The 24,389-nt window shown below is 40.5% G+C and carries 19 protein-coding genes, 2 tRNA genes and 3 rRNA genes; 9 read left to right on the forward strand and 15 right to left on the reverse strand.

The genetic code is table 11. The annotated features are described in order from the left end of the window. Positions 1–2 precede the first annotated feature (2 nt). From hisC to ACYU0V_RS15210, 13 genes are all read right to left on the reverse strand, one after another. Positions 3–1,088 (reverse strand): histidinol-phosphate transaminase, encoded by a 1,086-nt coding sequence (gene hisC / locus ACYU0V_RS15150; RefSeq protein ID WP_461848099.1) that lies wholly within the window; start codon positions 1,086–1,088, stop codon positions 3–5. Positions 1,089–1,158: 70 nt separating this feature from the next. Next, positions 1,159–2,448 (reverse strand): histidinol dehydrogenase, encoded by a 1,290-nt coding sequence (hisD, locus tag ACYU0V_RS15155; protein ID WP_461848100.1) that lies wholly within the window; start codon positions 2,446–2,448, stop codon positions 1,159–1,161. A gap of 106 nt (positions 2,449–2,554) precedes the next feature. Then, positions 2,555–3,238 carry an ATP phosphoribosyltransferase gene (hisG, locus tag ACYU0V_RS15160; protein WP_461848102.1) on the reverse strand — a complete coding sequence of 228 codons (684 nt, stop codon included), beginning with the start codon at positions 3,236–3,238 and terminating at the stop codon, positions 2,555–2,557. After that, positions 3,238–4,494 (reverse strand): UDP-N-acetylglucosamine 1-carboxyvinyltransferase, encoded by a 1,257-nt coding sequence (gene murA, locus ACYU0V_RS15165; protein WP_199993488.1) that lies wholly within the window; start codon positions 4,492–4,494, stop codon positions 3,238–3,240. Before murA ends, hisG begins: the two co-directional genes overlap by 1 nt. A gap of 6 nt (positions 4,495–4,500) precedes the next feature. Further along, the gene (gene ibaG, locus ACYU0V_RS15170; RefSeq protein WP_002115399.1) at positions 4,501–4,752 is read right to left on the reverse strand and encodes a BolA family iron metabolism protein IbaG; all 252 of its coding nucleotides are present in this window, start codon (positions 4,750–4,752) and stop codon (positions 4,501–4,503) included. A gap of 138 nt (positions 4,753–4,890) precedes the next feature. Continuing rightward, entirely contained in the window at positions 4,891–5,229 is a 339-nt protein-coding gene (hpf, locus tag ACYU0V_RS15175; RefSeq protein WP_005071251.1) for a ribosome hibernation-promoting factor, HPF/YfiA family, read from the reverse strand. A 167-nt stretch (positions 5,230–5,396) separates the two neighbouring features. After that, the gene (locus ACYU0V_RS15180; protein ID WP_016803219.1) at positions 5,397–6,845 is read right to left on the reverse strand and encodes an RNA polymerase factor sigma-54; all 1,449 of its coding nucleotides are present in this window, start codon (positions 6,843–6,845) and stop codon (positions 5,397–5,399) included. Positions 6,846–7,235: 390 nt separating this feature from the next. After that, a 5S ribosomal RNA gene (gene rrf / locus ACYU0V_RS15185) occupies positions 7,236–7,350 on the reverse strand. A gap of 32 nt (positions 7,351–7,382) precedes the next feature. Continuing rightward, on the reverse strand, positions 7,383–7,517 hold the full coding sequence (locus ACYU0V_RS15190; protein WP_447512500.1) for a hypothetical protein: 135 nt from the start codon (positions 7,515–7,517) through the stop codon (positions 7,383–7,385). 21 nt (positions 7,518–7,538) lie between these two features. Next, positions 7,539–10,429 (reverse strand): 23S ribosomal RNA (locus tag ACYU0V_RS15195). Between the two features lie 352 nt (positions 10,430–10,781). Next, a tRNA-Ala gene (locus tag ACYU0V_RS15200) sits at positions 10,782–10,857 on the reverse strand. A 55-nt stretch (positions 10,858–10,912) separates the two neighbouring features. Then, a tRNA-Ile gene (locus tag ACYU0V_RS15205) sits at positions 10,913–10,989 on the reverse strand. Between the two features lie 59 nt (positions 10,990–11,048). Further along, positions 11,049–12,586, reverse strand: a 16S ribosomal RNA gene (locus tag ACYU0V_RS15210). The 16S, 23S and 5S rRNA genes sit together here with 2 tRNA genes alongside, the layout of an rRNA operon. Before the next feature lie 573 nt (positions 12,587–13,159). Here ACYU0V_RS15210 and ACYU0V_RS15215 point away from each other — a divergent pair. The 7 genes from ACYU0V_RS15215 (at position 13,160) to ACYU0V_RS15245 (ending at position 18,105) form a co-directional block, all read left to right on the forward strand. Next, complete coding sequence (locus tag ACYU0V_RS15215; RefSeq protein WP_228722600.1) at positions 13,160–14,038, forward strand: MlaA family lipoprotein; 879 nt, start codon at positions 13,160–13,162, stop codon at positions 14,036–14,038. A 111-nt stretch (positions 14,039–14,149) separates the two neighbouring features. Then, entirely contained in the window at positions 14,150–15,118 is a 969-nt protein-coding gene (gene gigA, locus ACYU0V_RS15220; protein ID WP_461848106.1) for an RsbU family protein phosphatase GigA, read from the forward strand. Positions 15,119–15,220: 102 nt separating this feature from the next. Further along, entirely contained in the window at positions 15,221–15,742 is a 522-nt protein-coding gene (gigB, locus tag ACYU0V_RS15225; RefSeq protein ID WP_002117273.1) for an anti-anti-sigma factor GigB, read from the forward strand. Between the two features lie 26 nt (positions 15,743–15,768). Next, a complete protein-coding gene (locus ACYU0V_RS15230) occupies positions 15,769–16,593 on the forward strand; it encodes a carbon-nitrogen hydrolase family protein (protein WP_461848108.1) in 825 nt (274 codons plus the stop codon). Between the two features lie 14 nt (positions 16,594–16,607). Next, positions 16,608–16,982, forward strand: coding sequence for a DUF4951 domain-containing protein (locus ACYU0V_RS15235; protein WP_461848109.1), 375 nt, complete (start codon positions 16,608–16,610; stop codon positions 16,980–16,982). Between the two features lie 165 nt (positions 16,983–17,147). Then, a complete protein-coding gene (locus ACYU0V_RS15240) occupies positions 17,148–17,585 on the forward strand; it encodes a MarR family winged helix-turn-helix transcriptional regulator (RefSeq protein ID WP_461848110.1) in 438 nt (145 codons plus the stop codon). An 88-nt stretch (positions 17,586–17,673) separates the two neighbouring features. Then, complete coding sequence (locus ACYU0V_RS15245) at positions 17,674–18,105, forward strand: organic hydroperoxide resistance protein (RefSeq protein WP_002117290.1); 432 nt, start codon at positions 17,674–17,676, stop codon at positions 18,103–18,105. A gap of 54 nt (positions 18,106–18,159) precedes the next feature. Here the strand turns inward: ACYU0V_RS15245 and gspE are convergent, their stop codons facing one another. Further along, complete coding sequence (gspE, locus tag ACYU0V_RS15250) at positions 18,160–19,650, reverse strand: type II secretion system ATPase GspE (protein ID WP_461848112.1); 1,491 nt, start codon at positions 19,648–19,650, stop codon at positions 18,160–18,162. Between the two features lie 96 nt (positions 19,651–19,746). On the opposite strand from gspE, the gene ACYU0V_RS15255 reads away from it, so the two are divergent. Next, positions 19,747–20,568 carry a hypothetical protein gene (locus tag ACYU0V_RS15255; RefSeq protein WP_086264989.1) on the forward strand — a complete coding sequence of 274 codons (822 nt, stop codon included), beginning with the start codon at positions 19,747–19,749 and terminating at the stop codon, positions 20,566–20,568. 9 nt (positions 20,569–20,577) lie between these two features. After that, on the forward strand, positions 20,578–21,495 hold the full coding sequence (locus ACYU0V_RS15260; RefSeq protein ID WP_461848113.1) for a mechanosensitive ion channel family protein: 918 nt from the start codon (positions 20,578–20,580) through the stop codon (positions 21,493–21,495). Here ACYU0V_RS15260 and ACYU0V_RS15265 read toward each other — a convergent pair. Then, positions 21,485–24,289, reverse strand: a complete 2,805-nt coding sequence (locus tag ACYU0V_RS15265) for a DUF2339 domain-containing protein (RefSeq protein ID WP_461848115.1) — start codon at positions 24,287–24,289, stop codon at positions 21,485–21,487. The two genes, ACYU0V_RS15260 and ACYU0V_RS15265, sit on opposite strands and share 11 nt — an antisense overlap. Positions 24,290–24,389 lie beyond the last annotated feature (100 nt).

Consider the following 24,389-nt stretch of genomic DNA (forward strand, 5'->3'; position numbering starts at 1 on the left):
ATTTAGAGAATATCTTCTTTTAATGTCTGTACTAAACGCTCATTTTGCTCATCAGTTCCTACAGTAATTCGCAAGAATTGATTAATACGAGGCTTATTGAAATAGCGCACGATAATACCTTGTTCACGCAATTGCTGGGCAAGCTGACCTGCATCATGCGATGAGTGAGAAGCAAAAATAAAGTTTGCTTTAGAAGGTAAAACTTTAAAGTCCAAAGCAGTTAAGTTATCGACTAATTTTTCACGACTAGAAATAACTTTTTGACATTGTTCCTCAAAATAAGCCTGATCTTCAAAAGAAGCTACCGCGGCTGCAATTGCAAAACGGTCAATAGGATATGAGTTAAAACTATTTTTGACAGCTTCAAGAGCCGCAATTAAATGAGACTGAGCAATCGCAAAGCCAACGCGTAAACCCGCAAGAGAGCGAGATTTTGAAGTTGTTTGGCACACAACTAGATTTTCATAGCGATTTACTAAACTCACCGCTGATTCTGCACCGAAATCAACATAAGCTTCATCAATGACAACCACCCGATCTGGATTAGCTTTTAAAATTTGTTCAATTTCGGCTAAGCCTAGTGCAATACTTGTTGGAGCATTAGGGTTGGTAATAATAACCCCACCATTTGGTTGCGCGTAATCTTTAACTTCAATCTCAAAATTTTCATTGAGCGGAATTTCTTTAGTTTTTGTTCCAAAGAACTGACTATAAACTGGATAAAAGCTATAAGTGATATCTGGATAAAGAATCGGTTCGTCTTGAAGAAAAAATGCTTTAAAAATATGAGCAAGTACTTCATCAGAGCCATTGCCAACGAAAACTTGAGATACTTCAATATTCTGTTGTTTAGCAATTGCTTGCTTTAAAGCTGTAGCATCTGGATCGGGATATAAACGTAATGCATCAGCTTGATGAGTTAAAACAGCTTGAACCGCTTCAACTACTTTTGGTGATGGCGGATATGGATTTTCATTCGTATTGAGTTTCAATAAATTCTGAATTTTAGGTTGCTCACCCGGAACATAAGGTTCTAATTCACGAACTTCTGGACTCCAAAAGCGCATTTGTGCTGTAGATACAGTCATAGTCTTATCTCAAAAAAGGGCTGAAAATCAGCCCTGAGTAATAATTAAAAAAACTACAAGGTTTATAAGCTTATTGATAACGATAGCGAGCTGAGCGTGCATGGGCATCTAAGTTCTCTTGGACAGCTAATATGTCGGCTGTTTTAGCTAACGTTTTAACCCCATCTTTTGAACACATAATCAAGCTTGAACGTTTTTGGAAATCATAAACGCCTAAAGGAGAAGAAAAACGGGCAGTTCCAGATGTCGGCAATACATGGTTTGGACCCGCGCAATAGTCACCGATTGCTTCAGGTGTATAACGTCCCATGAAAATTGCTCCAGCATGACGAATCTCTTCACTCATTGCTTCTGCATCATCTAAGCACAGTTCCAAATGCTCTGGTGCAACCTGATTAATTAACTCAATTGCTTCTGCGCGGTCTTTAACTAATACCAAAGCACCACGGTTTTCAATCGAAGTTCTTGCAATATCTGCCTTTGGCAATTCATTTAAATGCTTTTCAATTGCCAACTCGACTGCATTAAACAAAGCTTCATCTGGAGTTATAAAAATAGCTTGAGCCACAGTGTCATGTTCAGCTTGTGATAAAACATCCATAGCCAACCAATCTGCATTATTCTCACCTTCTGCATATACTAAAATTTCAGAAGGTCCGGCAATCATATCGATGCCGACTTGACCAAACACAGCACGTTTAGCAGCTGCTACAAAACGATTCCCCGGACCAGTGATTTTATCTACAGGTGGAATGGTCTGAGTACCATAAGCAAGAGCCGCTACTGCTTGCGCCCCCCCAATAGTGAATACTCGACTAACTCCCGCAAGGTAAGCCGCCGCGAGAACCAATGGATTTAATTCACCGTTTGGCGCAGGAACAACCATAATAATTTCAGGTACACCAGCAACGTGGGCTGGCACAGCGTTCATTAAAACTGAAGACGGATAAGATGCTAAACCACCTGGCACATAAATACCCACACGGTCTAGAGGCGTGACTTTTTGCCCTAATGTATTGCCCAAATCATCTACATAAGTCCAGCTATCTTGTTTCTGAACTTCATGAAATGTACGAATACGAGTTGCTGCTAACTGAAGAGCATCGCGAATTTCTGGGCTTAAATTATCAAAAGCAGTTTTAAGCTGTTGTTGAGATAACTCTAAATCTGAAAATTGATGCGCAGGATGTCGATCGAACTGTTGAGTAAGCTTTAAAACATAATCATCACCATGCTGACGAACATCAGCAATAATTTGATCTACTGTTTGCACTAAATTAAGATCACTCACGGTTTCAAATGCTAAAAGCTCAGCAAAAACCTGTTTGAAGTTCTGATCTTGAGTCGATAAACGTCGCATCAATTTACCCACAAGGCGAAAAAGAAAAAACAAGTTTACTCTTTTTCTAAGCGCTTGTGGGCATCATCTGAAGCAACTATCACAAAAGCATGATGGGAAATTGCTTTTAACGTGATTGAACAGCTTGCTCGAGCTGTGAAATGATTGGGTTTAATAGAGTTTGCTTACGTTTAAAACTGGCTTTATTTACAATTAAACGTGAAGAGACTTTGCAAATCTCCTCTAATGGCTCAAGACCATTCGCTCTTAGCGTATTACCCGTATCAACAACATCCACAATGTAATCGCCCAAACCGACCAAAGGCGCTAGCTCCATAGAACCATAGAGCTTGATCACATCGACTTGCTCACCTAGGCTTGCATAATATTGACGTGTAAGATTGACATATTTCGTGGCAATTTTTAAACGGCCTTTTGGACGCTCCATCCCCACTTTACCAGCAGTCATCAATTTACACTTAGCGATTTTCAGGTCAAGTAGCTCATATACATGCTGAGCACCGTGTTCCATCAACACATCTTTACCTGCTACACCTAGATCTGCTGCGCCATTCTCTACATAGGTAGGTACATCAGATGCACGTAGAATTAAAATACGTACTCGCTTATGCGTAGTAGGAAAAATCAGTTTACGGGACTTTTCCGGATCTTCGAGCAAATTAATACCCGCAGTAGCTAGTAAAGGTAACGTCTCTTTTAAGATGCGGCCTTTACTGAGTGCCAAGGTCAAACCATGATCAAAATTGCCCATCACATCAAAATTAGGATCATCGTTTCTTACATCATTCATTAACTTACTCGCTTAATTTTGGCACCTAAACCTTGAAGTTTCTCTTCGACATGCTCATAACCACGGTCAATATGGTAGATACGGTCAATTAAGGTATCTCCCTCTGCAACTAAAGCTGCTAAAACTAAAGAGAACGAAGCACGCAAATCCGTTGCCATTACAGGTGCAGCCTGTAAAGTTTCTACTCCAGTTACGACAGCATCATGACCTTCAACCTGAATATTAGCGCCCATACGTGACAATTCAGGAACATGCATAAAACGATTTTCAAAAATCGTTTCAGAGATAGTTGCAAATCCACGACCAATAGCGTTTACCGCCATAAGCTGAGCTTGCATATCTGTTGGAAACTCTGGATGTGGCAAAGTTCTAAAACTTACGGCTTTAGGGCGTTTGCCTAACATATCAAGTTCGATCCAATCATCACCACGAGTGACTTCAGCACCCATTTCTTCAAACTTATCTAAAACAGATTCAAGTAATGCAGGATCGGTATGTGTAGTTTTGACACGACCACCCGTAATTGCAGCAGCGGCCAAATAAGAACCCGTTTCGATACGATCAGCTACAACGGCATATTCACAGCCATGCAAACTTTCTACGCCTGTTACAACAAGAGTATCAGTATCAAGTCCTTCAATCTTAGCACCCATTTTAATGAGCATTTGAGCAAGGTCAGTGATTTCAGGTTCACGAGCTGCATTACGAATTGTCGTAACACCATCAGCTAGTGCAGCAGCCATCAAGATGTTTTCAGTACCGCCAACGGTAACCATATCAAAAACAACTTCACCACCTTTTAAACGACCTTCAACTGAAGCATGGACATAACCATTTTCAACTTCAATATGTGCACCTAAAGCTTCTAAAGCTTTTAAATGTTGATCAACTGGACGTGATCCAATTGCACAACCACCAGGTAAAGAAACTTTTGCATTACCGTAACGTGCTAATAATGGTCCTAAAACCAAAATTGAGGCACGCATCGTTTTTACTAGTTCATAAGGAGCAAACTGATTATCTAAAGTAGAGGTATCAGCTTTTACTGTGTCATTTTCATAGCTGATTGTAACCCCTAACCCACCAATCAACTTGACCAAAGTATTTACGTCTTTAAGATTTGGAACATTAGTGATCGTAATTGGAGAGTCTGCAAGAATAGTTGCAGCAAGTAATGGTAAAGCTGCATTTTTAGCCCCAGAAATGCGCACTTCCCCGTCGAGCTTAACACCACCCGTAATTAAAAATTTATCCATTAATATTTAAGCTCCGAAAAGGCTTGCTTTACGCCATTCATCTTTGGTCATTGCACGAATTGTCACCGCGTGAACTTCGCCACTTGCAATATAAGTATTTAATGGTGCATAAACTAATTGTTGGCGAGCAACAGTACGCTTACCGTCAAATTGATCATCCACAATACGGAGGTCAAATTTTCCGGCCTGTCCGCTCACCGCTACTTCCGCTTCAGGGAAAGCTTCTTTTAAAATTTGAGTGAGCTGTTCACTATTCATTGCAAAGACCTCTGACACAACCTAAGGTGTAAAACGAAGTATTTTACTATAACTTTTTCAAAGAATTCAGTACGTGTTTATATTTTATCAATAAAAAAGAGGCTATGTTTCAAGCCTCTTTCAATTATATAAAACTTATTAAATAGAAACAGCAACTTGCGAATAAGTGCACTGCATTTTCCGATATTTTAATAATTGTTTTTTTAATTTTTCAGTTAGTTTTTTAATTGAAGTATACATATCATCAGCAGTTGCCTGAGCAAACAACTCAATTCCCGGCAATCTTACAATAGCCTCTGCAACATGGTTCGAACTACCTTTATGAGAGCGCTTATCAATTTGATGATCTTTTGTTAATTTAATCTGCATACTATTCACCTGATCTAAGTGTTTTGTTAACTGATTAAATTTTGATTTAATATTTTCTTCTATAGCTGGTGTAATTGCTAAATGATGTCCACGAATCGTTATTTGCATAATTCTATCCCTCACCTTTTTTAGGTTATCTAAAGAAGAACTAAAACGATTTAATGCTATCAAAAAGAAAACTTAGAACAATTAAACCATTTTAGTTACTCTCTTGGTGAAAATGAAATTTCATTATTTCGTTATAATGAATCTCTAGAATAGCCATACTTCAAAATTCAGATCAAGACTTTTCTTTCAGACGACGAAGGAATATGTAACGATTCTCGATATTTTGCGACCGTTCTTCGAGCCACTTCAATTCCCTCATCCTTTAACAATGTAGCAATTACATTATCTGACAAAGGCTTACGTGGATTTTCGTTGGCGACTAGTTTCTTAATCATTGCCCGAATTGCGGTGGAAGATGCCTCTCCCCCTGCTGTTGTTCCTACATGGCTAGAGAAAAAATATTTCAACTCAAATAGACCACGAGGCGTAAGCATATATTTATTTGTAGTTACACGAGAAACTGTAGATTCATGCAATTCGACTTCTTCTGCCACGTCTCGAAGAACTAGCGGCTTCATCGCTTCCGGGCCTATTTCCAAAAAAGCTTTTTGATGCTCTACGATACAAGAAGCTACTTTTAATAACGTTTTATGCCTTTCATCAATACTTTTAATAAAGTTTTTCGCCTCAAGCATCTGGTTACGTAAATATAAATTATCCTCACTCTGATCTGCTCTACGAATCATACTAGAGTAAAAAGAATTAATTCTTAATTTAGGAAGTACATCTGGGTTTAGCTGAACCTGCCAATGTAAATCTTTTTTTGAAACTACTACATCGGGAATTTGATAATCAGATTCTTGCTTATCAAAATCCATACCAGGATAAGGTTTTAACGTTTTTAAAAGATTGATTGCAAACTTTAATTGGTCTTTCGTTAAACCAGTTTGTTTGAGTAATTTATTAAGATCATTGGCTATCAAAAGCTCATAATACTGTAATAGATTTTTTGCCTCATTTAGATATTCAACATCTTTGGGCAGAAACTCTAGCTGTATTTTTAAACATTCCGCTAAATTACGCGAACCAATCCCTAAAGGATCAAGTCGTTGAATGTGTTTTAAGACAACTAAAACCTCATCTTCTTCGATCTCTTCCTCAATATCCATTTCATTCAATAATTGTTGTGCCGCTAAAATTATTTCTTCAATTTCAGCATCTAAAAACCCTTTATCATCTAATGCATCAACAATACAATAAGCAATTAATTGATCTATTTTAGAAAAATGCAAAAGATTAACTTGTTCTAGAATATGTTCCTTTAGCGATAATTGAACTTGGCGATTATCCTCTCGTTCTTCAAATTCTGGAGTAGCCAAAGCTGTTGATTGATGGGTATAAACATCATCCCACTCAGTATCAACGGGTAAATCATCAGGCAAATGGTCTGCATTTAGCTCAGTCGTTAAGTCATCTGATTCTTTATTTTCTAATGCAGCCAGACTCTCCGTTAGTGATTCTTCTTCTATTTTTTCAAGTAAAGGATTACTATCTAGTTGAATCTGAATTTCCTGTTCAAGCTCTAAACTAGAGAGTTGTAACAAACGAATCGCCTGCTGCAATTGAGGTGTTAACGATAGAGAATTCGCTACTTTCAATCCAACAGATAATTTCATATATTTCATTTTCCATAAAACAAGCAAAAATCATGCCTATTCAATATTTATAACATATAGTCTCCATTTGTTATACATATCCAACTGAAATTTGTAGAAGAAAAAAGAGATTTTTCCAATTATAAAAATAATCTTATTAAATTAATTCTATCAAACATGGTTCTCATACAAAGTCAGACACGAAATCTTGTTATAAAAAGTTAATTAGGAGGAACTAGCCCTCTTTTAATTTTGTCTAATTGATTACTCTTCGATTGTATAGTTTTTTTCTATTAAATTTTAAGATTTCAACTCATAGCTTACTATTTTATATTTATTCCCCACACATATATTTTTTATCACGATAAAAAAACACCCCCATTCATTGGAATGGGGGTGTTTGTAATAATGAGCTGGCGATGACTTACTCTCACATGGGTAACCCCACACTACCATCAGCGCTAAGAGGTTTCACTTCTGAGTTCGGGAAGGGATCAGGTGGTTCACTCTTGCTATGGTCGCCAGCACAACTGTTTATGGATACTTGCTTCGTTTTATTCACTGTGTGATACGTTGCGTTTTCCAAATCTTTACAGATGGGCTGATTGAATCTGATTTTTCGTTGTTCATTTTAGCTAAGTGTTTAACTAAATCAAGTTGCTTTGCATATTTATGAATCGATTGATGCTTCATATACAACTGCTTGGGTGTTGTATAGTCAAGCCTCACGAGCAATTAGTATTGGTCAGCTTCACATATCACTATGCTTCCACATCCAACCTATCAACGTCCTAGTCTCGAACGGCTCTTTAGAGGAATAAATTCCTAGGGAAATCTTATCTTGAGGTAGGCTTCCCGCTTAGATGCTTTCAGCGGTTATCCCTTCCGAACATAGCTACCCGGCGATGCGACTGGCGTCACAACCGGTACACCAGAGGTTCGTCCACTCTGGTCCTCTCGTACTAGGAGCAGATCCTCTCAAATTTCCAGCGCCCACGGTAGATAGGGACCGAACTGTCTCACGACGTTCTAAACCCAGCTCGCGTACCTCTTTAAATGGCGAACAGCCATACCCTTGGGACCTGCTTCAGCCCCAGGATGAGATGAGCCGACATCGAGGTGCCAAACACCGCCGTCGATATGAACTCTTGGGCGGTATCAGCCTGTTATCCCCAGAGTACCTTTTATCCGTTGAGCGATGGCCCTTCCATACAGAACCACCGGATCACTAAGACCTACTTTCGTACCTGCTCGACTTGTGGGTCTCGCAGTTAAGCGCGCTTTTGCCTTTATACTCTACGCGTGATTTCCGACCACGCTGAGCGCACCTTCGTACTCCTCCGTTACTCTTTAGGAGGAGACCGCCCCAGTCAAACTACCCACCAGACACGGTCCTCGTCCCGGATAACGGGACAGAGTTAGAACCTCAACATTACCAGGGTGGTATTTCAAGGACGGCTCCATTGGAACTAGCGTTCCAACTTCAAAGCCTCCCACCTATCCTACACAAGTAAGGTCAAAGTTCAGTGTCAAGCTGCAGTAAAGGTTCACGGGGTCTTTCCGTCTAGCCGCGGGTACACTGCATCTTCACAGCGATTTCGATTTCACTGAGCCTCTGCTGGAGACAGCGCCGCCATCATTATGCCATTCGTGCAGGTCGGAACTTACCCGACAAGGAATTTCGCTACCTTAGGACCGTTATAGTTACGGCCGCCGTTTACTGGGGCTTCGATCAAGAGCTTCGCTTACGCTAACCCCATCAATTAACCTTCCAGCACCGGGCAGGCATCACACCCTATACGTCCACTTTCGTGTTTGCAGAGTGCTATGTTTTTAATAAACAGTTGCAGCGGCCTGGTTTCTGCGGCTGTCGTCAGCTCAGGAAGCAAGTTCCATCACCAACAACAGCGTACCTTCTCCCGAAGTTACGGTACCATTTTGCCTAGTTCCTTCAGCAGAGTTCTCTCAAGCGCCTTGGTCTACTCGACCTGACCACCTGTGTCGGTTTCGGGTACGATTCCTGTGTAACTGAAGCTTAGAGACTTTTCCTGGAAGCATGGTATCAGCCACTTCACTGTACAAGTACAGCTTGCTATCGGATCTCAGTATAGAGTACCCCGGATTTGCCTAAGATACATACCTACATCCTTCCACCTGGACAACCAACGCCAGGCTGACTTAACCTTCTCCGTCCTCTCATCGCATTACACAGAAGTATTGGAATATTAACCAATTTCCCATCGACTACGCCTTTCGGCCTCGCCTTAGGGGTCGACTCACCCAGCCCCGATTAACGTTGGACTGGAACCCTTGGTCTTTCGGCGAACGGGTTTTTCACCCGTTTTGTCGTTACTCACGTCAGCATTCGCACTTCTGATACCTCCAGCATACTTCTCAATACACCTTCATCGGCTTACAGAACGCTCCCCTACCACTTGACTAATGTCAAATCCGCAGCTTCGGCACATAGTTTTAGCCCCGTTACATCTTCCGCGCAGGCCGACTCGACTAGTGAGCTATTACGCTTTCTTTAAAGGGTGGCTGCTTCTAAGCCAACCTCCTAGCTGTCTATGCCTTCCCACATCGTTTCCCACTTAACTATGATTTTGGGGCCTTAGCTGGCGGTCTGGATTGTTTTCCTCTTGACTACGGACGTTAGCACCCGCAGTCTGTCTCCCGGATAGTACTCATAGGTATTCGGAGTTTGCATCGGTTTGGTAAGTCGGGATGACCCCCTAGCCGAAACAGTGCTCTACCCCCTATGGTATTCGTCCGAGGCGCTACCTAAATAGCTTTCGGGGAGAACCAGCTATCACCAGGCTTGATTAGCCTTTCACCCCTATCCACAAGTCATCCCCTGGCTTTTCAACGACAGTGGGTTCGGTCCTCCAGTTAGTGTTACCCAACCTTCAACCTGCTCATGGATAGATCGCCTGGTTTCGGGTCTATACCCAGCAACTAAACGCCCTATTAAGACTCGGTTTCCCTACGGCTCCCCTATACGGTTAACCTTGCTACTGAATATAAGTCGCTGACCCATTATACAAAAGGTACGCAGTCACACCACGAAGGTGCTCCCACTGCTTGTATGCATGCGGTTTCAGGATCTATTTCACTCCCCTCACAGGGGTTCTTTTCGCCTTTCCCTCACGGTACTGGTTCACTATCGGTCAGTCAGGAGTATTTAGCCTTGGAGGATGGTCCCCCCATATTCAGACAAGGTTTCACGTGCCTCGCCCTACTCGTCATCATTATGTGTGCCCTTTCGTGTACGGGAATATCACCCTCTACGTTCGCACTTCCCAGAGCGTTCCACTAAAACACACATAACTTAATGGGCTGATCCCCGTTCGCTCGCCGCTACTGAGGGAATCTCAATTGATTTCTTTTCCTAAGGGTACTGAGATGTTTCACTTCCCCTCGTTCGCCTTGCAACACTATGTATTCATGTTGCAATACCTACCTTAAAGTAGGTGGGTTCCCCCATTCAGAAATCTCCGGATCAAAGGATATTTGCCGCCTCCCCGGAGCTTTTCGCAGGCTATCACGTCTTTCATCGCCTCTGACTGCCAAGGCATCCACCACATGCACTTAATTACTTGACTATACAACCCCAAACAGTCGTCAACACCTACAAGTGAGTGTTGTCCGTGCGATTCTTCATCGCTACTATCTGTTGTCTGTGTACTTAAACACTGTACAGCTTCAATCTAAATTCACATACCAAAACGCTTGATTCAGTTAATTTGCTAGTTCTCAATTCATTTAGATTAATTGCTTAATCCAAACTCTTGAGTGAACAATTTATTTCAGACTCAATTTTGCCAATCTGTTAATGAATAAACACGCCTTCGTCAGGTCATGCTTAATACCGTGATACTTAAATCACAGAAGTTAATAAACCAAGATCTAAATCTCTATTTACTAATTTCTGTAATCCGAACTTCTCTTAAGTTCTGGTGGAGACTAGGAGAGTCGAACTCCTGACCTCCTGCGTGCAAAGCAGGCGCTCTACCAACTAAGCTAAGTCCCCAGCTTACATCATCAGTCATGTATCTTTTATCTATAACTTCAACCAGTCAAAGTCATGGTGGGTCTGACAAGACTTGAACTTGTGACCCCACGCTTATCAAGCGTGTGCTCTAACCAACTGAGCTACAGACCCTCAGATACATCTATGAAGAACAACTTGTTGTGGATTCTTACCAATCGTCAATCTTTCGTTAAGGAGGTGATCCAGCCGCAGGTTCCCCTACGGCTACCTTGTTACGACTTCACCCCAGTCATCGGCCACACCGTGGTAACCGCCCTCTTTGCAGTTAGGCTAGCTACTTCTGGTGCAACAAACTCCCATGGTGTGACGGGCGGTGTGTACAAGGCCCGGGAACGTATTCACCGCGGCATTCTGATCCGCGATTACTAGCGATTCCGACTTCATGGAGTCGAGTTGCAGACTCCAATCCGGACTACGATCGGCTTTTTGAGATTAGCATCCTATCGCTAGGTAGCAACCCTTTGTACCGACCATTGTAGCACGTGTGTAGCCCTGGCCGTAAGGGCCATGATGACTTGACGTCGTCCCCGCCTTCCTCCAGTTTGTCACTGGCAGTATCCTTAAAGTTCCCGACATTACTCGCTGGCAAATAAGGAAAAGGGTTGCGCTCGTTGCGGGACTTAACCCAACATCTCACGACACGAGCTGACGACAGCCATGCAGCACCTGTATGTAAGTTCCCGAAGGCACCAATCCATCTCTGGAAAGTTCTTACTATGTCAAGGCCAGGTAAGGTTCTTCGCGTTGCATCGAATTAAACCACATGCTCCACCGCTTGTGCGGGCCCCCGTCAATTCATTTGAGTTTTAGTCTTGCGACCGTACTCCCCAGGCGGTCTACTTATCGCGTTAGCTGCGCCACTAAAGCCTCAAAGGCCCCAACGGCTAGTAGACATCGTTTACGGCATGGACTACCAGGGTATCTAATCCTGTTTGCTCCCCATGCTTTCGCACCTCAGCGTCAGTGTTAGGCCAGATGGCTGCCTTCGCCATCGGTATTCCTCCAGATCTCTACGCATTTCACCGCTACACCTGGAATTCTACCATCCTCTCCCACACTCTAGCTAACCAGTATCGAATGCAATTCCCAAGTTAAGCTCGGGGATTTCACATTTGACTTAATTAGCCGCCTACGCGCGCTTTACGCCCAGTAAATCCGATTAACGCTTGCACCCTCTGTATTACCGCGGCTGCTGGCACAGAGTTAGCCGGTGCTTATTCTGCGAGTAACGTCCACTATCTCTAGGTATTAACTAAAGTAGCCTCCTCCTCGCTTAAAGTGCTTTACAACCATAAGGCCTTCTTCACACACGCGGCATGGCTGGATCAGGCTTGCGCCCATTGTCCAATATTCCCCACTGCTGCCTCCCGTAGGAGTCTGGGCCGTGTCTCAGTCCCAGTGTGGCGGATCATCCTCTCAGACCCGCTACAGATCGTCGCCTTGGTAGGCCTTTACCCCACCAACTAGCTAATCCGACTTAGGCTCATCTATTAGCGCAAGGTCCGAAGATCCCCTGCTTTCTCCCGTAGGACGTATGCGGTATTAGCATTCCTTTCGAAATGTTGTCCCCCACTAATAGGCAGATTCCTAAGCATTACTCACCCGTCCGCCGCTAAGATCAGTAGCAAGCTACCTCTCTCCGCTCGACTTGCATGTGTTAAGCCTGCCGCCAGCGTTCAATCTGAGCCATGATCAAACTCTTCAGTTAAAATCATTTTGTACCTTATTTAAAGACAAGGTACCAATTCTGGCTCATCAATTACTGACTTAAATTTCGCTCAAATAAACTTCGAGTAATTTAAACCAATCAATCAATGAAAATTATTTCGATTAATCAATCAGTAAAAATCCACACAAGTTGTTCTTCAATTCTCTTAATGATCTTCTTCCTGGTTCGTCACCAGCAAGCTAGGTCGGCTATATTACTCTTAATCTCTTAAAAGTCAACAGGTAATTTCGATATTTTTAAAACTTATCTCTCAAACCAACTTACCATCAAATTCATCACTTAAAGCAACCAACTCAATTCCAAGTAACTGTTTTTCAACAAGTTTCTATCTGCATCACCGCCGATGGATGTGCATTATAGACCATTAAATTCCCTTTGCAACCCTTTTTTTAAATCAATATCATCAACCGGATACTTTTTAAGCTTTTTAGCATTTTATCTATATTATTTGATCAATTTTACATTGATAATAGGTTATCAATTTTGTATTAAAACATATCTCCACCCAACTGCACATTTAAGTATTAGCCTGGCTGGCGGTTAAGGAATTATATGAATTATTCTAATTTAATTTTACTAAGCGTATTATCTGTAGGTGTTTGTACCTCTTTATATGCTCAAGAAAATACTATAAGTGAATCTTCTAATGCGAGCTCACTAGAAGAAACAGCACCGACTCATACGCGCTCACAAATTATTAAAGATTTAAAAAATATTAAAGTTAAAGATTTAAAAATTAATGCGAATGCAGCACAACCAGATCCTGTAAAAGACCCATTACAATCATTAAATCGTCCAATTTACTCATTTAACGACATGTTGGATCGAAATTTTTTACGCCCAGTTGCTGTGCAATATAGAGAAAAGACTCCAGAAGATGTCCGTGGTTCTTATCGTCAGTTCCGTAAAAATCTTGGAGAACCTTGGAATGCTGTTAACCAGCTTATTCAAGGTCGCCCTGGTCGTGCGGCAAAAACCCTAGGTCGCTTTACAATTAATACGTTAACTACTCTTGGTTTAGCTGACCCTGCCAGCCGTTTAGGTTTACCGACTGAAGAAGAGAATTTTGGTGTAACTCTCGGTTACTATGGTGTTCCTTCTGGCCCATTCCTAATGTTGCCTTTTTTCGGGCCAAGTACCTTACGTGATGGTTTTGGTTTAGCAGTAGACGCCCAAGCACGTCCACAAAAATATGTTATGGATGATCAAGAGGGTCTTTATTGGTCAAGTAATATGTTACAAGCGGTTGATACGCGCGCTCAATATCTGGATCTAGATCAGACCTTACAAGGTGATCAATACGCCATGATTCGAGATTTATACCTCCAACGTAAAGCATTCCAAATTGCAGAGAAAAAGGGTGACTCAGCTGATGTATCTTTCATTGATGATGACTCAGAAGATACGCCAGATGAGAATCAAAACCCTTAAAAGATGAAATCGAGGTATTGCTCGGATTAAGAGTTCGGCAATACCTTGATTTTGATCATACATACTCTATGATGAATAAAGTGATCATATAAAAGGACTACCATCTCTTCTATGTATTTTATTAAACCGACACGCTCTATCCCTTATTTAGAGCAAGCTTTGGATAAATTGCCAGGCTTACAAGTCATTAACATAGATGATTTAGATTTATATGATCCAACCATCATTGCAATAGCAGATGTACAAGATTTCCTAACATATAAATGGAATTTACCCACCATTGTCATTGCTTTTGAACATGAAGGTAGCGCTTTAGCTCAAGCTTGGGAAGCGGGTGCTCTTGCAGGTTGGGTATGGAATCAACTACCTACCGATTTAAATAAAGCATTATCAAGAATTGATGCTCAATATAAGCGTAACCAAGATAGTCGTGACTTACCTTCGGCTGCTGAACTGCAAAAACGATTACTGCCTAATCCAATTGATTTATTAAATTATCAAGTCGAAACTTTCTTCCAACCCTCAGCTTATCTCTCCGGTGATTGGTATGACTACTGGAAATTAAATGATAAGGAAGTTTTATTTTATCTTGCCGATGTTTCAGGACATGGTGTAACCAGTAGTTTATTAACATCTTGGATGGCAGCTTTCCATGGCCGCTCTAAAACCCCAAGGCAATTAATAAAAAAATTAAATGGCATGTTAGTTCAAGAGAATATTGAAAAGCACATTACGATTGTGGTGGGTATTTTAAACCTTGAAACACATACACTTCGTTGGTCAAGTGCTGGGCACTACCCTCCTCCTATCATTTTTGAACCCAATCAAGCTCCAAAAATTCTAACAACAAGTAGCTTCCCATTAGGCTTGACTGATGAACTCGAAGTTGAAGAGCATGTTTGTACATTAAATCACCAAGCACGCTTCATTGTTTGCTCAGATGGGGCCCTTGAACCTTTTGATGGCGGCTTAAATGATCAGTTCCAACAATTGGTTCATCATTTGCAAAATCAATCATTCCAAGCACCCGATCATGTGGCTGATGACATTGCCATTTTTAGTCTTTGTCGAATGAATTAATTTACGAATCAATTAATTACATAATATACGACTTAAGGACTCTTGAGTCTGCGATGGCACTATGTGATAATTTTTCTATCCTTCTCTGAAAATGGCATTTATATGTCAACAGGTCATGTTGAATATGCAAGTTTAAATGGAACGCATATTTTCAAACTTATTGGTGAAGTGCGAGCCCATTCTTGTATAAGTCTAGACAAACTTTTAAACAGAATTGAACAGCAAGAGAATGTTGTTGGTGCAATCGTTGATTTAACCCAAACAACATTTATTGATAGTACGGTGTTAGGCATCCTGGCTAAGCTAGGTTTAAAGCTTAAACAAACTCATCATATTCAAGCTGTGATGCTATCTACCAATCCAGATATCACAACCTTAGCCAACAGTATGGGGCTAGGGCAGGTTTTTGTCATTTTGAATTACTGTGGCGATCCTAACGTTTGCACACTAACGTTAACTGATGAACAGATCACTCATAATGCAATGCTAAGAACAGTTCTGGATGCACATAAGACATTGATGAAACTCAATGCAAATAATCAGAATATGTTTGAGCCACTTGTGAAGCAGTTACAGAAAGAACAAGATACGCTTGAACAGGTATCAGATAAGCAAAATGCCTGACTTTAAACATTAAGCCGGATTAGAATATGACCCTTATTTCTGTTGCTCAAATGAACTCTCAAGATGATATTGAAAATAATTTTCAAGTCATTGAGTCGTTGATTCAACAAAGTAAGGCGCAAAATGCTAGCCTGATTGTTTTCCCCGAAAACTTTGTATGTTTTGCAGCTGGAAAACAACGCGAAACAGCTGAGCAATTTGAGTCTATTCAACAACGGCTTGAGAAACTAGCACATCAATATCAAATCTGGATTGTGGCCGGTACCTTACCATGTCCATTTCGTCCAGATGGATCTACCATTCAAGATGGTCGAGTCCGGACGGTTAGTCTTTGTATTAGCCCTGAGCGTACAGAAGCACGTTATGACAAGATCCATTTATTTGATGTACAAGTGGGTGATGCTGTCGGTGGTTATCAAGAGTCTCGTTTCTTTGAACCTGGAACAGACGTAGTAGTCACATCTACCCCTTTTGGCAATATTGGCTTAATGGTATGTTATGACTTACGTTTTCCAGAGCTTGCTCTAACTCTGAGACAACAAGGCGCTCATATTCTTACTGCTCCTGCTGCATTTACTTATACAACTGGACAAATGCACTGGCAGCTTTTACTACAAGCTCGGGCAATGGATAGCCAATGTTATGTTTTAGGCGCAGCACAACAGGGCTGGCATGGTGAAAAACGACAAACCTGGGGACACTCTGGGGCAACAGATAGTCGTGGCCAAATTTTAAGTATGATTGGATATAAAGGGAGTGGTTTAATCACTGTACCCTTTGATTTAACAGCACAAGAACTCGTCCGCTCTTCAATGCCTCTGATGACTCACCGTAAATTGATTCATTATTAAAAGTTTAATTATTCATGTGGAAATACTTATTTAGCATTTTTTGCTTGGGGGCAAATATTCATTGTTATGCAGAGTCTGGTACAACAAACCATTTTGTTTCGCCTGCTGCACAGCTCAACTCAGATATTCTTCCAGCAACTCCTAAAAATATCCCCTTGCCTGCTTTTGGCCAAAGAATTATTGGCTGGGGTACAGGCGCAGAAGGTGCAAGACAACGTTTAGAAAATATTCAGCCAGCAGATGTTTCGGTGATTAAAAAACAAGGAACAACGCTTGAAATGATTACTGCATGGCAAGATTTTTATGAACAAGAGCAACAACGCAATGCAAATAATCCTACCGCTAAATATCGTGCGCGTTTAATGAAAAAGATTGCCGATTTGTGGTAAACACTTTCATCTAGAATATTTTTATCTTATGGAATAATTGATGTAATTATTCCATTTTTTATATCCCTTAATTTACTTTATTCATAACCTATTCTTATGAACATTTAAGAAACTGAATAGAACGCGATATACTACAAAAGCAATATTAGTTTCTTTGAGGAAGATATGGACCAAGACTGTCAAAACTTAAAGCTTGAGAATCAATTATGTTTCCTCATTTATTCAACAAATTTAGCGCTTAATCAGCTCTACAGAAAACTACTAGCGCCTTTGGGTATCACCTATCCCCAATATTTAGTTATGTTAGTGTTGTGGGAACAGGATGAAGTGACTGTTTCAGAAATTGGAGCTAAACTTTTTTTAGAATCATCTACTCTCACACCTATCTTGAAAAAGTTAGAAGCCTCGCATTTACTTCGTCGTACCCGTTCAAGTCAAGATGAGAGACAAGTGATTATTACGCTGAGCGATGAAGGAAAAAAATTAAAAGATCAAGCAATTCATATTCCAGCAGGCGTATTAGAAGCAAGTTCATGTGATATGACAACACTACTAGGTCTTAAAGATCAACTTACTAAACTCCGTACAAACTTAGTCAAATAAACAGCAATTTTTTTAAAAAATATACTTGTCAAAATAATTAAGTCGTGTACGATATATTTGTATTCAATTTATTTTAGGAATAAAAACGATGTCATTAGAAAAAGTTGTTTATCGTGCAAAAGCTAAAGCAACCGGTGGTCGTGATGGCCGTGCGACTTCATCAGACGGCGTATTAGATGTACAGCTTGGTGTACCTAAAGAAATGGGTGGTGCTGGTGGTGCTGTAACAAATCCAGAGCAACTATTCGCAGCTGGTTATTCAGCATGCTTTTTAGGTGCTTTAAAATTTGTTGCAAACCGCGATAAATTTAACATTAGCAAAGACGCTTATGTAGAAGGTGAAGTAGGTATTGGTCCAATTCCTACAGGTTTTAGCATCGAAGTAACTTTAAATGTTTACTTAGTGGGTATGGACCGTGAAGAAGCTGAAAAGTTAGTTGCAGCAGCTCATATTGTTTGCCCATATTCAAATGCAACTCGCAACAATATTGATGTAACCTTTAATATTGTAACTGAATAAGTTTTAATATAAAAAAAATGCCCGAATCAAATCGGGCATTTTTTATCTTACATATTATGCTTCACTTGCCTCATTGGTTACACGAAGCACTTCTTCGAGTGTAGTTTTACCTGCAAGTACTTTGCGCAAACCATCATCACGAATAGAACCTGAATACTCACGAGCATGATTTTCTAATTCATATTCAGCTGCGTTACCATGAATTAGACGGCGCATAGGTTCATCAACTGGTACGATTTCATAAATCGCTGTACGTCCATTAAAACCTAAATGTGAACAATGATCACACCCTTTGGCTTCAGGTAACTGCAGCAACGGTTCATTATTAATATGTTGAAAAACCTGTTTTTCAAAAGTATCAGCTTCACGCCATGTCATACAATGTGGACATAAAGTACGAACTAAGCGTTGAGCAATCACCCCAATTAAAGAGCTTGATAATAAGAAGGGCTCAATTCCCATATCTTTAAGTCGAGTAACCGCACCAATAGCGGTATTGGTATGCAGTGTTGATAAAACCAAATGACCTGTTAAAGATGCTTGAACTGCAATTTCAGCAGTTTCCAGATCACGAATCTCCCCCACCATCACCACATCAGGATCTTGACGTAACATTGCTTTTAAAGCACGAGCAAATGTCATATCCACTTTGGTATTCACTTGAGTTTGACCAATGCCTTCGAGTTGATATTCGATTGGATCTTCAGCAGTTAAGATATTACGAGTATTGTCATTTAGATCAGACAAGGCTGCGTATAAGGTGGTCGTTTTCCCCGAACCTGTAGGTCCTGTGACCAAAATAATACCGTGGGGACGATGCACTAACTGAGTTAAACGCTCATAGTCACTAGCCATTAAACCCAAGTGAGTCATGTTGAGTCGGCCCGCTTGTTTATCAAGCAACCGCATAACGACCCTTTCACCATGCGACGATGGCAAAGTTGAAACACGCACATCCACTTCACGACCAGCAAGACGTAAAGAAATACGTCCATCTTGTGGTACACGTTTTTCGGCAATATCGAGCTTCGCCATAACTTTAATACGCGAGACTAATAAAGGCGCTAACTCACGGCGTGGTTGTACAATCTCACGCAATTGTCCATCTACACGTAATCGTACAGATAGTTTCTTTTCAAAAGCTTCAATATGAATATCAGAAGCCCCTACTCGAATTGCCTCAGAGAGAAGTGCATTGATCAGACGCACAATAGGCGCGTCATCTTCCTGGTCCATCAAGTCTTCTGTTTCAGGAACCTGATCGGCCAAACTCAATAAATCCGGATGATCTTCTAAACCAGCCGCAACTTGTTGTGACTCCCCTGTATCACCTGCATAACTCGTACTTAAGAGCGTATTAAATTCTTGTTCAGTACATAATTGATAATGAGCTGGCTTACCCAAGATGCGTCTTGCTTCCTGCAATGCAATTTTTTCAGTATTTTGACGTCTAATAATAAATACCTGATCACCGTCATAACGAAATAAAACACCATGACGCTTGGCAAAACTATATGGAACTTGTATTTGTTTCAATATTTGCATCACAATTTATAATGATGAGTAAGATGATTTTGAGTGTACTCTAAGCAGATTACAGCGTGAAGTCTGTTTAACAACTCGGTAGAGGAATTTTGCGTCTTGTTTGAAAATAATGAATATCAGCCTCACCCCCAGAATTCTTTAAAATGGTGGGGTGAACAGCACTTTGAAATTAACCAGTCCAAAGCATGGCAATTCGGTTCAATGCTCTTTCGTTTAACACGTGGCATAAAAGAATGGCGCATCGAATATTATCGTCCGTCTCTCCAAGATGATAATGAGCAAGATTGGCACCCAATTGCCGATCCACATTTTGCCTTTCCACATAATGTTCAAGTAGAACGATACATGTTTCGAAAGACCAACCCAGAATTTTTACTGATGCCACGTCTGGCAGATCGTTCTGTGGTTATTAAACCTGTCGATCCTATTTATATTCCAGCTGGTCAACGTGGGACTCTATATATAAGCACACCATTATGGATTGCAGGCTTAGTTGAAAGTCAGCATGAACCTTTGTTTGAGATTCCTGTGATTCAGCCTAAAGATACGTGGTTTGGTCCTAATGCACAGCAAGGTGAAATCTGTTATGCCACTTCCGTGGATGGACGTACTGATTTGAATCTATTAACACCACGTGCTTTCCGTGCTGTTACTCCAATTGACTTTCACAACACCAGTAATCATCAATTACGCTTTGATCGTATGAATGTGCCAGTTACCGCTCTGCCTCTTTTTTATAGTGAAAGTACAGGTCGTTTATGGACTTCTCAAATTAAAGTTTATTATGAAGGCTCTGACCGTCCCGCACGCATTCGTATTGAAAACCGTACACCACCTCTTGCTGGTGAAGTCACCTATGTTCACCCACCACGTTCACCTGGTGGAGCATTATTCAATATGTTTGATTCATTCTTTTAAGAGGTTTATATGGCTGATTCAAATATTCCAAAAGATATCGCTGATAGCCTCACAAGTATATTTACCAATATCAATACCGAACGTATTAGCGAAATTTTAGTCGCTGTTGTGCTGTGTTTTATTGGATTTGTACTTGCTCGTATTATTTCAAATACATTTATTAGAACCATTGGCTCACGTTTTAATGCTCACCAACGCCTTGTATGGCGCCGTGGTATTTTTTATTTTATTTTCCTACTCTTCATTATGACAAGTTTGAAAGAAGCAGGGTTCAAACTTAGTGTATTCCTCGGTGCAGCAGGTATTTTAACTGTAGCACTCGGTTTTGCATCGCAAACATCTGCCAGCAACTTGATTAGTGGTTTATTTTTGATTGGTGAAGGTTCATTTGAAGTCGGCGATACGATCCAGATTACTCTCATTCGTGGTAATACCATTGAAGGCGAAGTCATTTCAATTGATTTGCTCTCAGTCAAGTTACTTACACTCGACAATGTCTATATTCGTTTGCCGAATGAACAACTTATTCGTGCGCCTGTACACAACTTATCTAAATATCCTATACGGCGTATTCCAATTACACTCGCAATCAACTTTCACGAAGATATTATTAAAGTACGTGAAGTTCTACTCGATGTGGCAGCCCATTATCCACTCGTATTGGATGATCCAAAACCCGCAGTTACGGTTACCGCATTCAGGGAATCATCGATTGAACTTTTATTTGCAATGTGGTGTCGACAAGAAAACTCTTTAAAAGTTCGGGATGAGATGCAAGAACGAATTCGAAATGGATTTTTAGACAATCAGATCGAAATTCCTGTTCCAAAAATGGGATTGATTGATCGACCATCTACTGTTTTTGCTGAAGATGATATCGATCAATATAGCAATCAAAAAGAATTAAAACGAGAGCCTAAAGCTTAGGCTCTTGATTCTTCTGTGCGGTAGACGACGGGGGTAATGGCGCAATATAAGCAATAATTAACATTACTCCACCTGCCCCAATAAACGAAATGACTCGAGTTAATGTCGCACTTTGTGATAGATCAAGCAAAATCAACTTTAATACCACAATACCTAAAAGCGCAGCACCTACAAACCAGAGTTGACGAATCATTTTACGGCTTGAGAATGTAGTTAATACAAATGCCAAAATGACCCAAAGCAATGTCAAACTTAACTGCACTTCACCATTCGTCCAAATTGCTAAGCCCCATAGTGGCGTTCCCCAATAATGATGTAAGCCCCTAACGACCACACTACTGAATACCAATAACCCAGCTAAAATTGTTGTAATTTTAAAAGTCCACTCTAATGATTTATCTTGATCAAAAGCATGTTGATAAATAATAAAGAGCAGACTTGCAAATACTAAAATAGAAAGAAAATCAGTTAAGTTAAATAAAGGAACAAAATAAAGATGCTCAGCAGAGTGGCGATCAACGCTCACAACTAGCAACCAAATTAAGCTTAAACACCAAACCGGAATTTGATGCAACAATGTAGTTTTATGAGTCTTATACGCCCAAAGCGAATAAACCACAGGGATAAAAGCCAGAGCAACAACTGGCATTTTTGGAAAGATCACCAAACCAACTATTGCTAACGCCAACCAGCTTAAACCAGCCCAGACATTTAAGTACCCAGACTCATCCGACTGCGGTTGAGCCATAAGAAATAAGGCACTTAGAATAATGGTAGCGACTAAGAAAGTAGTTTGTTGTAATGAGTCTACCCATTTAAACAACGTAAACACTTGACTCGCAAACGCTTCACCCAAAACTAACAACAGTAACAGGCTAATTAAAATTAACTGCAAACTTTGCCATTGCACACGAAGTTTATAGTGAACGATTGCACTAAATATTGCTATTAGAACTACGGCGAACATCAAATATGGACTCAAAGAATGATGATACCATGTCATTATTTCTACACCAGCTACAGCACCTGCATACATCCCTAAACACAAGAAAATGCTACTAAACATGCTTGCGCTAAAATAGCGTTGCTCTTTACTGTTGTATTGCAATAAATAAAAGGCAGAAATAAATTGAGCAATTGCATAGATGCTTGTGCTTAGCGTTGGGAACTCTTCATTTGCCCACACTTGATAAAACAGTGCAATAGAGCTAAGTAAAACTAAAACTACACCAATATATCGGCTTAAACGGTAGCGCTCAGTTACTCCCCACACAATTAAAGCCGTACCTTGAGCAACCCAACCAATTGCTGTCCAATGTGCTCCTTTTGCAAGCGGGAAAATTAAGGCAAAAAACGCAACCGCGAGAATGAAAAAGCTTTTTGCAAGGACCGAAAGCTGTGGATGAGTTTTTTTAATCCAAAAAGTTAATAGCGCATATGTACCTACCAAGACAGCAGCACCAATCGTCAACGCTTGTGTAGACTCATGTACTAAGTAAGCATGTAGCGTAAAGCCCAGCACAGGCACACTAAAAATAAGACCCACATCTAACAGCGGAGGTAAACGAATACCTTCTTGTTTTTCACTTGCTGACGTCCGAGATATATTTTGGCTATAACGAACACTAAGCCAAATAAACAGTGCGATATGGCACCACAAAATCCAGTCTAATGTATTAAATTTTGCGGGTTCTGCATAAAATGCGATTGCACTACCACCAATAAACATTGTGGCAAAAAAAGCTATTTGATTTAAGATTTTCCAAGGCTGAATAAAATTAACCGCAGCAACTGCTAAATTAATTACTAAGTAATAGCTAAATAAGAAGGTTACATCAGGGCGATATTGCGGAATAACTAAAGGAGCCGCATAAGCCATACCAAGTGCTAATATTGCCAAATAAATAGCTTGTTGTTTTAAGCTCAGGAATACCGTAATAGCTAATAAAATCGTAAACAGGATACTCGCTGTAGTTAGGTTGGCAATTACACCAAAATGATGTGAGAACACAAGTGTCAGGAATACAACAGCCAGCCCGACACCTTGCAATGCCACAGCAAAAAGCTGATTTTTCTTTTGCAATGTATACCCAAATGCCGTTAACACACCTCCAGCAATCGCAATAAATCCAAGTTTCACGCCTAAACTAAGTTGCCAATGCTCGCTTGCAAAACGCAATAGCAACACGACCCCAACCATAAGCACAGCAACAGCAACTCTTAAGATTGGATTGCCATGAATCATCCAATCCACGGCTGGTTGCCACCATGCAGTCTGTACATGAGCTGATTGTTCTGTTTGATTTAAAGGTGCCGTTTCTGCTGGGACTAGCGTGTCTGTATTATTGGAACTAACTTGTTCTATTACAGGATTTATAACTTCTGTTTGTATGGTCTCATTTACATGAACAGTTTGTTTTGCTGACTCGAGGTATAATAGTCGAGTATGAAATGCACTGATGGTTTGAATCAAACATAGCAATAAAACCAGTAAAGCCCCACCAGCAATCCACATCCAATGATTTATATAAGCAACTAATGCAACCAAGGCGGCTGCATAAATCACTGTTCTTTGCATGTGAATAGAATAAAGTGGCGTTTTCTGCCGAGAAAACTGCTGTTCTAAATGAGTTAAACGCTCATGCAGATTTGACAGTAATTGAACTAGAATGACAGTAAGTGCAATAGATAAAGCAATAACAGCACTCTGAAATTTAAAACCAATTGAAATGGCTAAAAACAAAGTCAAAGCGATCAAAACAATGATCATTCCCTGTTTGTCTTTTTTATACATGGGCTTAGCAATATGACACCTTCATTACAGGTCATCTTACTTCAAGCCAATACAAGCGTATATTTATACATACAAAATACTGCAAAAATCATAAACCTGC

The organism is Acinetobacter sp. X9 (assembly GCF_054889255.1).